The sequence below is a fragment of the Castellaniella sp. genome (assembly GCF_034675845.1).
In the GTDB taxonomy this organism is placed as follows: Bacteria; Pseudomonadota; Gammaproteobacteria; order Burkholderiales; family Burkholderiaceae_B; genus Castellaniella.
On record NZ_JAUCCU010000001.1, the window covers coordinates 1,388,279 to 1,401,448 of the forward strand.

At 57.4% G+C, this 13,170-nt stretch carries 13 protein-coding genes; 5 read left to right on the plus strand and 8 right to left on the minus strand.

Annotated elements, in window-relative coordinates:
- The first annotated feature begins 145 nt into the window (after positions 1 to 145).
- Both VDP81_RS06680 and VDP81_RS06685 read left to right on the plus strand, forming a co-directional pair.
- On the plus strand, positions 146 to 1,531 hold the full coding sequence (locus VDP81_RS06680) for a peptidoglycan DD-metalloendopeptidase family protein (protein WP_322995602.1): 1,386 nt from the start codon (positions 146 to 148) through the stop codon (positions 1,529 to 1,531).
- Between the two features lie 18 nt (positions 1,532 to 1,549).
- On the plus strand, positions 1,550 to 2,737 hold the full coding sequence (locus VDP81_RS06685; protein ID WP_416233213.1) for an anhydro-N-acetylmuramic acid kinase: 1,188 nt from the start codon (positions 1,550 to 1,552) through the stop codon (positions 2,735 to 2,737).
- Between the two features lie 22 nt (positions 2,738 to 2,759).
- On the opposite strand, the gene erpA is transcribed toward VDP81_RS06685, so the two are convergent.
- From erpA to pmbA, 7 genes are all read right to left on the minus strand, one after another.
- On the minus strand, positions 2,760 to 3,125 hold the full coding sequence (gene erpA / locus VDP81_RS06690; RefSeq protein WP_322995603.1) for an iron-sulfur cluster insertion protein ErpA: 366 nt from the start codon (positions 3,123 to 3,125) through the stop codon (positions 2,760 to 2,762).
- A complete protein-coding gene (locus VDP81_RS06695) occupies positions 3,122 to 3,856 on the minus strand; it encodes a DUF6776 family protein (RefSeq protein WP_322995604.1) in 735 nt (244 codons plus the stop codon). Before VDP81_RS06695 ends, erpA begins: the two co-directional genes overlap by 4 nt.
- A 17-nt stretch (positions 3,857 to 3,873) precedes the next feature.
- Entirely contained in the window at positions 3,874 to 4,938 is a 1,065-nt protein-coding gene (gene argC / locus VDP81_RS06700; protein ID WP_416233244.1) for an N-acetyl-gamma-glutamyl-phosphate reductase, read from the minus strand.
- A 137-nt stretch (positions 4,939 to 5,075) separates the two neighbouring features.
- Positions 5,076 to 5,468 (minus strand): 30S ribosomal protein S9, encoded by a 393-nt coding sequence (gene rpsI / locus VDP81_RS06705; protein WP_322995606.1) that lies wholly within the window; start codon positions 5,466 to 5,468, stop codon positions 5,076 to 5,078.
- Between the two features lie 12 nt (positions 5,469 to 5,480).
- Positions 5,481 to 5,909 (minus strand): 50S ribosomal protein L13, encoded by a 429-nt coding sequence (gene rplM, locus VDP81_RS06710; protein ID WP_322995607.1) that lies wholly within the window; start codon positions 5,907 to 5,909, stop codon positions 5,481 to 5,483.
- 339 nt (positions 5,910 to 6,248) lie between these two features.
- Positions 6,249 to 7,352: an ABC transporter substrate-binding protein gene (locus VDP81_RS06715; protein WP_322995608.1), complete on the minus strand. Its 1,104-nt coding sequence runs from the start codon at positions 7,350 to 7,352 to the stop codon at positions 6,249 to 6,251.
- Positions 7,353 to 7,430: 78 nt separating this feature from the next.
- The gene (gene pmbA / locus VDP81_RS06720; RefSeq protein ID WP_322995609.1) at positions 7,431 to 8,798 is read right to left on the minus strand and encodes a metalloprotease PmbA; all 1,368 of its coding nucleotides are present in this window, start codon (positions 8,796 to 8,798) and stop codon (positions 7,431 to 7,433) included.
- A 53-nt stretch (positions 8,799 to 8,851) separates the two neighbouring features.
- Here pmbA and yjgA point away from each other — a divergent pair, with 53 nt between their 5' ends.
- From yjgA to VDP81_RS06735, 3 genes are all read left to right on the plus strand, one after another.
- A complete protein-coding gene (gene yjgA / locus VDP81_RS06725; protein WP_416233214.1) occupies positions 8,852 to 9,436 on the plus strand; it encodes a ribosome biogenesis factor YjgA in 585 nt (194 codons plus the stop codon).
- Complete coding sequence (locus VDP81_RS06730; RefSeq protein WP_323011884.1) at positions 9,411 to 10,088, plus strand: carboxylesterase; 678 nt, start codon at positions 9,411 to 9,413, stop codon at positions 10,086 to 10,088. The genes yjgA and VDP81_RS06730 overlap by 26 nt, the downstream gene beginning before the upstream one ends.
- Before the next feature lie 741 nt (positions 10,089 to 10,829).
- Positions 10,830 to 11,147: a hypothetical protein gene (locus VDP81_RS06735; RefSeq protein ID WP_323011885.1), complete on the plus strand. Its 318-nt coding sequence runs from the start codon at positions 10,830 to 10,832 to the stop codon at positions 11,145 to 11,147.
- A gap of 376 nt (positions 11,148 to 11,523) precedes the next feature.
- Here the strand turns inward: VDP81_RS06735 and VDP81_RS06740 are convergent, their stop codons facing one another.
- Entirely contained in the window at positions 11,524 to 13,104 is a 1,581-nt protein-coding gene (locus tag VDP81_RS06740) for a P-loop ATPase, Sll1717 family (RefSeq protein WP_323011886.1), read from the minus strand.
- Positions 13,105 to 13,170 lie beyond the last annotated feature (66 nt).

The window sequence follows — 13,170 nt, forward strand, 5'->3', positions numbered from 1 at the left end:
GGCACAATGCGCTAGCATAACGTGCCGCCGCAGCTTATGTACAACACATTCGACGTTCGGGCATAGGCGCAGCCTCATATTAGCAGAGGCTCCGCCTGCCTGGTGGCCCCCCCGGCAGGTCTGCGGGCACCTTTGGGCGCTTTGCATGTCGGGCAAGCAACACCCCGATTCCGCCCATCCCTACCCGTTTTTACCCATGACGCCTGCAGACAAGCCACGCCATCGCCATATCACACGCAGTTTTCTGTTCGCCGCCGCAGGCCTGTTCCTGACAGCCGCCGCCTTGGCTGTCGTCCAACCTGCCCAGCCCCCTGAACCGGTCTATCAGGCCCGCCAGACGCTGGACCTGCCCGCCACGGGCAGCGCTACAGAAGCAGCCACACCAGCCCCTTACATTGCCTCCACGCGCATTCGCCGGGGCGACACAGTGTCCGATCTGCTGCATCGGCTAGGGGTCAACGAGGAAGGGCTGCTGACCTTTTTGACGCACGACGAAGGCGCACGATCCATCTATAAGCTCTACCCCGGGCGCACGGTACAGGCCGCGCTGAACGATCAAGGCAATATGGTCTGGCTGCGCTATGCCCACACCCCCGGCGCTGCCATGAAATCCGGTATCCAGTCCGCCTGGCTGGAAATCCGTCCTGACGCAAAAAACCAATTCACCGCCCACGAACGTACCACGGCCGCCGCACGCGAGACCCGGGTGGCCGAAGGCGAAATCACCAGTTCACTATTCGGGGCTGCCGACGATGCCGACTTGCCCGATGCCATCACCATGGAAATGGTGGACATCCTGGGCAGCCGCATTGATTTTCTGAAAGATCTGCGCAAGGGCGACCGTTTCCGCATCGTCTACGACGCCTATATGCACGATGGTGAACAGGTGGGGTCCGGCCATATCCGCGCCCTGGAGTTCATCAACAAGGACAAGACCTACAGCGCCGTGTGGTTCACCGACGCCCAGGGCCAGGGCGGGTATTACGATTTTTCCGGCGCCAGCCTGAAGGGCGCGTTTCTGCGCACCGCCATCAAGTTCACCCGCATCAGCTCGCGCTTTGGCATGCGTAAACACCCGATTCACCAAAAATGGACAGGTCATAAGGGCGTGGACTACGCCGCCCCATCGGGCACGCCGATCCATGCCACGGCAGACGGCACGGTGGAATTCATCGGCTGGCAAAACGGCTATGGCAATATTATTGTCTTGAAGCATTTCGGCCAGTATTCCACGGCTTATGCCCACCAAAGCCGTTTTGCCAAAGGCCTCAAAAAAGGCGACCGCGTGCAGCAAGGCCAGTTGATCGGCTATGTTGGCTCGACTGGCTGGGCCACTGGCCCGCATCTGCACTACGAATTCCGTATCGCCAAAAAACAGGTGGACCCCCTGGCCGTCGATCTGCCGGTGGCCCGCCCGCTGGAAGCCGCCGATAAAAAGACCTTTGCCGCCCAAGTCGAGCACTACCAACCCCAGATCCAGATGCTGGCCCGTCTGCAGGACAGTCGGGTAGACCTGCTGGCCGAACGCTAAATAACAGCTTCTTGAATCGTGCGCCCGCATTACATCGGCCTGATGTCGGGCACCAGCACAGACGGCGTGGACGGGGTGCTGGTGCGGGCGGACGATGCACATCCCGTGTCGGCTGCGCCGTCTGATGCGCCTGGCTATGCCCTGACACTGATGGCCGAAGCCAGCCTGCCCCTGCCGGACGGGCTGCGCCAACAACTCCTGACCTTGAATACCAGCGGCCCCGACGAACTCGTCCGCAGCGCCCTGGCGGCCAACGCGCTGGCCGATTGCTATGCCCAGGTTGTCCATACCCTACTAGACGAAACCGGCCTGCGGGCGGCGGACGTGCGTGCCATCGGCGCCCATGGTCAGACCGTGCGCCATAAGCCGCAGGCGGGCTACACCATACAGATCAATGCCCCGGCGCGATTGGCCGAGCACACGGGCATCGCGGTGGTGGCGGATTTTCGCAGTCGGGATGTGGCGGCGGGGGGCCAGGGTGCGCCCTTGGTTCCGGCCTTTCATGCGGCATGTTTTGGCTTGGATTCGGGACGCGTGATCCTGAACCTGGGGGGGATCGCCAATGTGACCCTGCTGGATGGCGGGGTCCGAGGTTTCGACACAGGGCCGGCCAATATGCTGATGGATGCCTGGGCGCAATTGCATCTGGGTCTGCCGTATGACCGCGAAGGGCGCTGGGCAGCCAGCGGACGCTGTCATGCGGGCTTGTTGGCCGCGCTGCTGGCCGAACCCTGGCTGGCATTGCCACCCCCCAAATCCACCGGGCGCGATTTATTCAATCTGGATTGGCTGCATACGCGCCTGGATGCGTACCAGACAAGCCCGGCTGCTGCCGACAGACCGCGCGGCAGCACCGCCGCATATCACCCGCCCGTGGCGCCAATATCCGCCGGGGATATCCAGGCCACCCTATTGCAGTTGACGGTGCAGACGATCTGCGAGGCCGTCCATCAATATGCCCCCACAGCGCGCGAGGTGCTGGCCTGCGGCGGGGGGGCGTTAAATCCGGTGTTGATGGATGCCTTGGCGGGCGCCCTGCCCTGTCGGCTATCGACAACCGCCGACTATGGAATCCCGGTGCAAAGCGTAGAAGCGCTGGCCTTTGCCTGGTTGGCGCAGGCGCATGTGCAGGGCCAGGCCACCTGCCTGCCGGCTGTGACGGGCGCCAGCCATGCCAGCGTGGCTGGCTGCCTGTATCCTGCCTGAAACACAGGATGATGCGCCCGGCTTAGGGTGCGAAGGACGAGCCGCAGCCGCAGGTGGTATTGGCGTTGGGGTTGCGAATCACGAACTGCGAGCCTTCGAGATCGTCTTTGTAGTCGATTTCCGAACCGATCAGATACTGGAAGCTCATGGCATCGACCAGCAACTGGACACCATCGCGCTCGATGGTGGTGTCGTCGTCGGCCACGTCTTCGTCAAAGGTAAAGCCATATTGAAAACCGGAACAGCCGCCGCCCTGGACAAATACGCGCAATTTCAGGGCGTTATTGTGTTCCTCGGCGATGAGTTCACGGACCTTGGCCACGGCGGCATCGGTAAAGACCAGCGGGCTGGGCGGTACGGCGAGATCGACGTGTTGGAGGGTAGTCATGATTGGGGCTCCTGCACGGAGGGTGCCGTGCGATTCAAGACGGTATCCTGGCTGGCCCGCACGGTGTCGCCTTCCAGGATTTCGAGGCGGATGTGCTGGATTTGCAGGTCGGCGGGAACCTGCAGCACCCCGGTGCTGCGCTGAAACTGGTCGAATGCCAGCGCCAGCGAGCCATCCGTGGCCGTTGTTGTAGCGGCTGCATCGGACGCGGATAGCGGGCTTAGGTCTATTCTAACGGGTTTACCCTGAGATTGGCCCTGCGCCACAAACCGCATGCGGCCTTTGAAGGCATCGGCACCCACCGGAGCGTTACGCGTGAGCAGCACCCGGTAGCGCAGTTGATCGCCTTCGGCCTGAATATCAAAGGCACGAATGGCGACCGCCCCCGCAGGGCCTGGGGGGATGAGCTGTTCGTAGAAGGCCAGTTGGTCGCGTACCTGACCCAACTGCTGTTGCAGGCTGGTCATGGTGTCCTGCAAAGTGCGCTGGCTGGCCGACTGGACATCGGCCTGGCTGCGCGTGGCGGCCAGATCGGCGCGAGACTGGGTCAGGTCTGCCTGCAGGGCGGCCAACTGGGCCTGCTGGGCCCGGATCATGTCCTGATCACCCGCGTGCATGCCCAAGTGCATGGTGGCGGCCCCAGCCAGGAACACCAGTGCCAGCAGCAGTAAAAAACTGAGCTTGCGGACCAGCCAGCGGCTTAAGCCGCCTGATTTTTCTGATTTTGACATATGCCCCCCTACTGGGATCAAGGCAGGATGGCGACCTGCTGCAGGCCGGTGGTCTCGGGCAAACCGAACATCAGATTCATGTTCTGCACGGCCTGGCCGGCCGCGCCTTTGACCAGATTATCCTGCACCACCAACACCACCAGGGTGTCGCTGCCAGCCGGACGATGCACCGCAATGCGCAGCATATTCGAGGCCCTGACGGAACGCGTCTGGGGCAGGCTGCCCGCAGGCATGACGTCGACAAAGGGTTCGTTGGCGTAGCGGTTTTCGTACAGGGCCTGAAAATCGGTATCCAGCGCGTCCGGCAAAATGCGCAGGTACAGGGTAGAGAACATGCCCCGGATCATGGGCACCAGATGCGGGACAAAAGTAAGCCCCACCGGCGTGTCGGCAATGCGGGTCAGGCATTCGGCAATTTCGGGGTGGTGGCGATGGCCGGCCACGCCGTAGGCGGAGAAATTATCACCGGCTTCTGCGTACAAAGAGCCGACCTGGGCCTTGCGCCCGGCCCCGGAGACGCCGGATTTGGAGTCGGCAATGATGTGACCGACATCCACCAGCGGCTGGGCAGCCTGCAGCACCGGCGCCAGGCCCAGCAGAACGGTGGTGGGATAGCAGCCGGGGTTGCCTACCACCCGCGCCTGACGAATGCGATCGCGGTCGAGTTCGGGCAGACCATAGACTGCGTCGCGCAGCACAGCAGGGCAGCTATGGGGCATTTTGTACCAGTGCTCGAAGGCGTCTGTATCCTGCAAACGGAAATCAGCCGCCAGATCGATGATGCGCACATCATGCTGCAGCAACGCGGGGGCTTGCTGCATGGCCACGCCATGAGGAGTCGCAAAGAACACCACATCGCATTGGTCCAGGGCCGCGTCTTCCGGGGTCTGGAAACACAGGCTGACATGACCGCGCAGATTGGGGTACATATCGGCCACCGGCAGGCCGGATTCTTTGCGGGAGGTGATGGCGTGCAACTGGACGCCGGGGTGCTGGGACAGCAGCCGCAGGAGTTCGACCCCGGTGTAGCCGGTGCCGCCGACAATGCCGACCTTGATGCGCGATGTGCTCATGGATGTAATGCCCTGAAAAAAACTCGGTATGGTTCATTATGGCATGCTGCCGGATGGAATGACCTGCCGCTGAGCAACAAAAAACCCCGACACGCGGCCGGGGTTTTTTGTTGCAAAGGGTGGCGCAAGGCCACCCGGCAGGCGGATTAGCGCTTGCTGAATTGCTTGCGGCGACGGGCCTTGTGGAAGCCGACCTTTTTACGTTCGACTTCACGGGCATCGCGCGTGACCAGCCCAGCTTGTTTGAGCGAGGGCTTGAGGGTTTCGTCGTACTCGATCAGAGCACGCGTGATGCCGTGACGCACGGCACCGGCCTGGCCGGATTCGCCGCCACCGTGGACATTGACGTGAAAGTCAAAGGATTCCAGGTGGTTGGTGAGTGCCAGCGGCTGGCGCACAATCATGCGGCCGGTTTCGCGGGCAAAGTATTCGTCAACGGGACGACCGTTGACGGTGATCTTGCCCGTGCCTTTTTTAAGAAACACCCGTGCCACCGACGTTTTGCGGCGGCCAGTGCCATAATTCCAATTACCGATCATGATGGCCTATCCTTAGAAATCCAGGGTTTGTGGCTGCTGCGCGGTATGCGGGTGCTCGGCACCGGCGTATACCTTGAGCTTTTTAGCCATGGCGTAGCCCAGGGGGCCCTTGGGCAACATACCCTTGACGGCTTTTTGCAGAGCCCGGCCCGGAAAACGCTGTTGCATTTTCTGGAAGTTGGTCTCGGTGATGCCGCCCGGATAGGTGGAGTGACGGTAGTAGCGCTTGTCGGTAGCCTTGGCGCCGGTGACAACGATGTCAGCGGCGTTGATGACGACAATGTAGTCGCCGGTATCGACGTGCGGTGTGAATTCGGGTTTGTGTTTGCCACGCAGACGGCGTGCGACTTCGCTGGCCACACGGCCGAGGACCTTGCCCTTGGCGTCGATCACAAACCAGTCACGCTTGACTTCATGCGGCTTTGCCACAAAGGTCTTCATGATGGTGTTCCTGAGAAAATGAATAAAGGCGTTTACATCCGGGTAGACCGGGGCGCGATGCCGGGGTCTTATCGGACTGGCCAGGGCTTTATGTGTAAGAGTCACAGGCGGGGGTGCTACTGGGTGCTGCCAATGCCGTGGCTCTGAAACCCGTACCAATACGAATCCAGAAAGAAAACCCGACGATTTTACATGGATTTTTGGTTTGGTTCAATGAGCGGTCAGGATTCTACGCAGCAGGCCGGAACAGCGGGGAGAGAGAAACGGGGAGAGAAACAATGGGGTCAGACACCATTTCCTTTTCGGGAAATGGTGTCTGACCCCATTGTTTTTGGGGAATCAGGATTTTTTCTGGCGGGCCAGGGCGGCACCCAGGTAGTTGTCGTAGGAACCTTCGGCGACGCGGAACCAAGGGACGATGTTGTCGCGAAAGCCCATGTAGTTGTCGTAGATCTTCTTGAAGCCTGCGTTTTTGTCGCAGAATTCTTTGTAAAGATCATTGGAGGCCTGGAAGGACGCATCCATGACATCACGCGGGAAGCTTTTGAGTACAGCGCCCGAGGCAATCAAGCGGCGCAGGGCTTCGGGGTTGTGGGCGTCGTAGTCCTCGACCAGCTTGGTACCGGCGGCACGGGCAGCGATCTCGACGGCAGCCTGGTAGGGCTTGGGGAGTTCGGCCAGGGCCTTGTCGTTGACGTACAGCGAGACTTGGGCGGAGCCTTCCCACCAACCCGGGTAGTAGTAGTACTTTGCGACCTTTTGGAAGCCGAGCTTTTCGTCATCGACCGGGCCGACGAATTCGACTGCATCCAACGCGCCTTTTTCGAGCGACGGATAAATATCACCAGGGGCAACCTGCTGAGGAATGACCCCCATGCGCGAGAGGACCTCGCCAGCGAAGCCGGCGGTGCGCATCTTCAGGCCTTTCATGTCTTCGATGCTGTTGATTTCCTTGCGGTACCAGCCGCCCATCTGGGTGCCGGTATTGCCCAGGGGGAAGTTGACGATGCCATAGGGGGCAAAGAGTTCGCGCATGAGTTTCATGCCGTCGCCTTCGTACATCCAGGCATTCATCTGGCGCACGTTAAGGCCGAAAGGCACGGCGGTGTCGAAACACAATGAAGGGTCTTTGCCGTAGTAATAGTAGGACGCGGTCTGGCCGCATTCCACGGTACGGTTGCCGACGGCATCCAGAACGCCAAAGCCGGGGACGAGTTCGCCAACCGGGTATAGACGGATATTGAAATTACCATCAGTGAGATCTTTGACCATGCTGCAGAACAGTTGCGCCGTGGAAAATAGCGGCGGCAGGGACGGCCCGTAGGTAGAGGTCATTTTCCAGTTTATCTGGGGGCTGGACTGAGCAATGGCGGGGGCGGCCACGACGGCGGTACCGGCCATGGCACCCAGCCCGGCTTTTTTCAGGAATGCACGACGCTGCATGATGGGAGATCTCCTGTGGGTATTGGAATGTGTGCCCCGATATTACACCGCGCATCGGGGTCTTGGGCAGGCCGCGCCTTAAAGCCCGGCCACGGCCATTTTTTCGATCAGGATGGAGCCGGTGGATTTTGCGCCCCGGTGGTGGACGTCCGCACCAATGGCGATGATCTGGCGGAACATATCGGACAGATTGCCGGCAATGGTGACTTCGTGAACCGGGTGGCTGATCTGGCCGTCTTGCACCCAATAGCCAAATGCACCCCGAGAATAATCGCCGGTGACGTAATTGACGCCCTGGCCGATGAGTTCGGTGACCAGCAGGCCAGTGCCCATTTTCTGCAACATGGCGGCCAGGGTATCGTCCGGCTGGGTCAGGCGCGAACGCAAGCTGAGGTTATGCGAACCCCCGGCGTTGCCCGTGGTGGACATGCCGAGTTTGCGCGCCGTGTAAGTGGACAGAAAATAGCCGGTCAGCAGGCCGCAGTCGACCACGCGGCGGGCCTGAGGGCGAACCCCTTCGCCATCGAAGGGCGAGCTGCCCTGGGCGCCCGGAATATAGGGATTTTCGACCACATCCAGGTGATCGGCCAGGACGGTTTTTCCCAGGCTGTCCAGCATGAAGCTGGCCTTGCGGTACAGCGCGCCGCCGCTGGTAGCCTGGACCAGCGCGCCCAACAGGCCCACGGCCAACGGGGCTTCGAAAAGCACCGGATAGTGGCCGGTCTTGATGCTGCGGGCATTCAGGCGCGACAAGGCGCGCTGGGCGGCATATCGGCCCACCTGGAGGGGGGCAGCCAGCGTCTGGGCATCGCGGGCAGCGGTATACCAGTAGTCGCGCTGCATGCCGTCGCCATGACCAGCGATGGGCGCCACCGAGAGGCTGTGGCGCGAATACGGATAGCCCCCTAGAAAGCCCTGGGTATTGCCCAGGACGAAATGGCCTTCTGAGGTGTCCAGCGAGGCCCCTTCGGTATTGGTGATCAGGTCGCTGGTGGCCAGGGCAGCACGTTCGGCGCGGATGGCCAGGCGGGCGGCCTCGGGGACATCGATGGCCCAGGGGTGATGCAGATCCAGATCCGGATAGTGCAAGGCCAACTGGTCGGGGTCCGGCAGGCCGGCGGCGGGGTCTTCGGCGGTGTGCCGGGCAATGTGCCAGGCGGCCTCGACGGTGCGACGGATGGCATCGGCGGAAAAATCCGAGGTGGAGGCCGAGCCACGGCGCTGCCCGGCAAACACCGTAATCGCCAAACCGCGATCACGGGTCTGTTCGATGGTTTCCAGTTTGCAGTGGCGCACCGCCACCGACAAGCCACGGCTCTCGGAGATCTCGGCAGCGGCGTCCGAGGCACCCACCTGGCGCGCGCACTGCAACGCATCGCTGATCAGGTCGCGAAACTGCGCCTGCTGTGCGGGGATATCGAGGAAATCGTCGGTAGATTTTGTCATGCGCGGTCCGTCCAGAGTCAAGACGGTTATCATAGTCAATTACCAATCATTTTATGCCCGAACCCATGGATGAGCACCCACAGGACGATGATCCAGACGCCTACCGGGGCCCCAGCAAATCTCAGGTCAAGCGCGATATGCATGCCCTGCTGGACCTGGGCCGCGAACTGATTGCCCTGCCTCAGGGAAAACTGGCGCAGTTGTCATTGGATGAAAAACTGCGCGATGCGATTGCGCTGGCCCAGCGCATCAACAGCAACGAAGGCCGCCGCCGCCAGGTCCATTATGTCGGAAAACTGCTGCGCCAGACGGATGCCCTGCCGATCCGCCAGCAATTGGCCGAGTGGGCAAACGGATCGCATGAACAAGCGCGTGCCATGCACCGTCTGGAAGCCCTGCGCGAACGCCTGCTGACCGACGACGCTGCCCTGACTGAATTGCTGGATGCGTTTCCAGACATGGACATCCAGGCGCTGCGCGCCCAGATTCGGGCTGCCCGCAAGGAAGCCCACGACAACCAGGCCCGCCAGGCCACCCAGGAACCTGCCCGCAAGCATTACCGGGCGCTGTTCCAGACCTTAAAGCAACTGGATTTCGAGGACAAGACCCCTGATGGACACAATGCTGGAGACTATTGAACGCACCACTGGCCCCAACCCCACGCACAGCGTGATCTGGCTGCATGGCCTGGGGGCCGATGGGCATGATTTCGAACCCATCGTGCCGGATCTGGCAGACCCCCGGCTGCCGGCCATCCGGTTTGTGTTTCCGCATGCGCCGGTGCGCCCGGTGACGCTGAACCAGGGCATGCCGATGCGGGCCTGGTATGACCTATACGGTCTGGACCGCGATGCGCGCGAGGACGTGGATGGCATCCGCGCGACGCGGCGCGCTGTTGAGGCGCTGATCACGCGCGAGGCCGAGCGCGGCGTGCCGCATAAGAACATCGTGCTGGCGGGGTTTTCGCAGGGCTGTGCGATGGCGCTGTACACGGGGCTGCGGCTGGATGATTCGCTGGCCGGGATTCTAGGGCTATCGGGGTATTTGCCGTTGCGCAATACGTTGGCGGCGGAGCATCATCCGGCCAATGCGCAGACGCCGGTGTTTTTGGCGCATGGGACTCAGGATATGGTGGTGCCGTTGACGTATGCGGAAATCAGCCGCGATGTGCTGGAGGGGTTGGGGCAGCCGCTGCAGTGGCAGACGTATCCGATGCCGCATGGGCTGCATCCGCAGGAGCTGGATGATATTCGGGAGTTTCTGGTGCGGGTGTTTGCTGCTGAGGTTTGATTGCTGGCTTTTGTTGCTGATGCTGGCGTTGATACGCTGGTTTTTGTCACTGTCGCTGTCGCGATTCAGTGCCTGATGTTTTCGGCCCAACCAGCGGTCCGCCCGATGGGCGGACTACCCGGATCTTCCTCGTACGCCGAGGCGTCGGGCGAACTCGGCCTGCGGCCTCAGACACGCCCGACGAAGGCCCCCCGGCTCCCTTCGGAAGCATCCGGCGCTGGTCGACCGTCCGAAAACATCAGACACTGAATCACAACGGGGTGGTGGCACATGTTGCCGTTTTCGCGTTGCCGCTAGTTGGTGACTTCGGTGCTATCGGCATGAAAATCGGCGGGGCGTGGATGGTGGCGCCGAACGTCACTGAACTTTCCAAATCGATGGACATAAACGACTGCTTTCGGCCAAAATCAGCCATTTGAACGAAACACTCCATGTTGGGCAAGCATCCATGTCAATATCTTGGTTGGTTTGATATTAAAGGAATAATCTTGAAGAAGAAAGTCATACCTTTTGACGGATTCGAGTCATTTTATGGCCGCGACTATAAGCTGGAACATACTCAGCAGGAATCAAAAAAATTTCGAATCGATTGATAAATGGTTGTATCTGGGCACCGATGCAGTAGATAAGAATTTCGCCAAAATTGGCATGACGACGGGGAACCTCGCGTCAAGATCGTATAGTTCAAGCCGCCCAAGCTATCATTTATTTTGCGCCTTCAAATTTAGGTACAACATATCCATGCAGGAAGTTAAGCGTGTGGAAGTAGATGTTTTGTCAAGGATTGATGGGCTGCATCGTGATGAGGATGGCTCATCTAAGAGAATGACTCACTACGAGTCGGGTCTGCCTTCAGAATGTTTTTACCCTGTAGATTTTTTTGCTTTTTACAAAGATTTGCATGATCAGATTTATGATCATCATCGAGGCGGCTTCGTGATTTCTGGTCATGAAAACGAATATGGCGTAGATGACGGAGAGTTTGTGGACTGTATTTTTAACCCGCGCCAAAAGAAACGCCATAACGAATATATAAAAATGATTCTCCGATATGATTGAATTGAAGCAAATATTAGAATCAAAGTAGCGGCTGACTGCTCTGGGCCGAAAGCAGCCAGTCACGGATGGCGGCTTTCGACCCGAAGCCGACGGTGGACAACAATACCAAAAGCGAAAGTTCGATGGGGATAGCCCGGCGACTGCTTTGCAGCGACTGCCGTTACTCATCCTCACTCACTCTAGATACGCAATCTGTCGTTTCTAGCCCGACGCGCTGTTTTTTCATTGAGCGCCCGCATTGTGCATTGACCTTTGCATTGCGAATTCTTTCAAGGGGAGAACTCAAAAATAGTGAGTGCCGCTGCACCCTGGCTGAGCCACTGTAGCAAATCTCGGTACAAAATCAGCAAACGGGCTTAACCAGAGAGGAAAATCTTCACTTAAAGACTTTTCCGAGATTCAATGCTTTGGTGAGGCCATAGAACACCTCGTATTCTTGGCCTGTTTTGACCTTGGGCGAAATATTGGAATAATTTCTATCTTTGAAGCACCAATGAATGAATGGCTTATGCTGCTCGGTCCGCTCTATGTAGCAAATAATATTTAAATCATAGAGAAACTGTAGAAAATCATTTGCCGTGGACATGAAATTTGGCGGATCTACCGAAATTGTTTTAATGTAGGATTTGAGATTTTCAAATGCCTTGAGGTAGGTGGAATAATTAAATTTTCCTTGACCATTCAAGAATTCAAAAAATTTCAGAAATATGTCGTAGTGATCTGCGCCATAGTAAAATGAGAGGTGATCCTTTACCTCTCCAAGAAGATAGTTTGAATAAGCACGCTTGAAATGTGGATCTTCAAAATCATCAACAGTGAATGACTGTTTGCTGGTATCGCTGTTTGAATTATTTATCAGCAGATCCAGCATTGTGATTATGTCGCGAGGCCTATAGTAAGACCAACGAATAAAACTCAGAAAGGATGTGGGGCGGTCGTATTCCTCAAATACATTTGGCGAGTTCCAGGGGAAATATGAATCCCATGTATCTCCCAGATGGTGCCTAGTCTGCTGCTGCATTTCCAGTAAATTATCAGTTACCGAAAAGATCTCTGATTTTCTGTGATTCACATACTCCGTCCGCCAGTCCAGAAAGACCGAATTATCTCTAATTTTCGTATTCTGGTTTTGCAGACCCAGCTTGTCGAAGATATCGGGCCTAATTAATAGAACTGTCCTTAGTCGCTTAGAGTCCTTGATTCCCGGGAAAAAATCATTATTTACTTCCCAGACTGCATTTGCCAATCCCTTAATGCAATCTAAATATTCCGCGTACGGGATAGAACTGGGGCGGATGTCAATGCCATCAATGAATAGCAAGTGATCTTGGGAGAGCTTTATCTGCCCAAGTGCCAGCTCAAACTGCTTTTGAATATAGAACAGGTTGAGTTGAAATTTACTCTCAACGAATGCTAACGACTCCTTCTGCTCTCCTGAAGCCTTGGCATGCTTTGCAATGAGTTCGGCTGCTAGCTTTGACTCTTGAATAAAGTTTAGTGCATAAATTATTTCCGGCGAGAAGGCATTTGAGTAGTATTCATCGATTGCATCATTTAGTGCCTTGAATCGCCTGTAGTTCAGTAGCTTTGATGTGACTGGTTCCTTTTCCAGAACCTGCTTGGCCAACAGAAGATATATTATCACCTTCCATATGCTGGAAAATTCGGAAAGATTTAGATGCCTCTCTTTTTTCATTGAGACGAATTTTTGATATTCAGTCTCGCGAATATATTTCGTAGCGGCGAATATATTTTTGTAATTATTATTGGATAGAAATATGGAGTAGGCGGTCTTGCCGGTTCCTTTTTCTCCAACCAAGAATGAGACATTGGGCCGGCAAAGCTCATCTAGAAACTCATTGCGAATGAATACCTTGTTGAAGAGGTCTTTGTTTTCTCGACGCTTATAATTTTCGGCATCGGCATACCCTGTTTCCAAGTCTTTGATTAGCCTCATAATTCTATTCCTTAGTGTCTGGAAGTTATTATTTTTATTGCTGGATTAACGTGTAATTCGTATTTC

Coding starts and splice junctions, on each gene's coding strand:
- erpA (WP_322995603.1), bottom strand. CDS start 3,125: ATGACTACCCTCCAACACGTCGATCTCGCCGTACCGCCCAGCCCGCTG.
- VDP81_RS06715 (WP_322995608.1), bottom strand. CDS start 7,352: ATGCAGCGTCGTGCATTCCTGAAAAAAGCCGGGCTGGGTGCCATGGCC.
- yjgA (WP_416233214.1), top strand. CDS start 8,852: ATGCCCGAACCCATGGATGAGCACCCACAGGACGATGATCCAGACGCC.
- rpsI (WP_322995606.1), bottom strand. CDS start 5,468: ATGATCGGTAATTGGAATTATGGCACTGGCCGCCGCAAAACGTCGGTG.
- VDP81_RS06740 (WP_323011886.1), bottom strand. CDS start 13,104: ATGAGGCTAATCAAAGACTTGGAAACAGGGTATGCCGATGCCGAAAAT.
- VDP81_RS06735 (WP_323011885.1), top strand. CDS start 10,830: ATGCAGGAAGTTAAGCGTGTGGAAGTAGATGTTTTGTCAAGGATTGAT.
- VDP81_RS06680 (WP_322995602.1), top strand. CDS start 146: ATGTCGGGCAAGCAACACCCCGATTCCGCCCATCCCTACCCGTTTTTA.
- VDP81_RS06730 (WP_323011884.1), top strand. CDS start 9,411: ATGGACACAATGCTGGAGACTATTGAACGCACCACTGGCCCCAACCCC.
- VDP81_RS06695 (WP_322995604.1), bottom strand. CDS start 3,856: ATGTCAAAATCAGAAAAATCAGGCGGCTTAAGCCGCTGGCTGGTCCGC.
- rplM (WP_322995607.1), bottom strand. CDS start 5,909: ATGAAGACCTTTGTGGCAAAGCCGCATGAAGTCAAGCGTGACTGGTTT.
- pmbA (WP_322995609.1), bottom strand. CDS start 8,798: ATGACAAAATCTACCGACGATTTCCTCGATATCCCCGCACAGCAGGCG.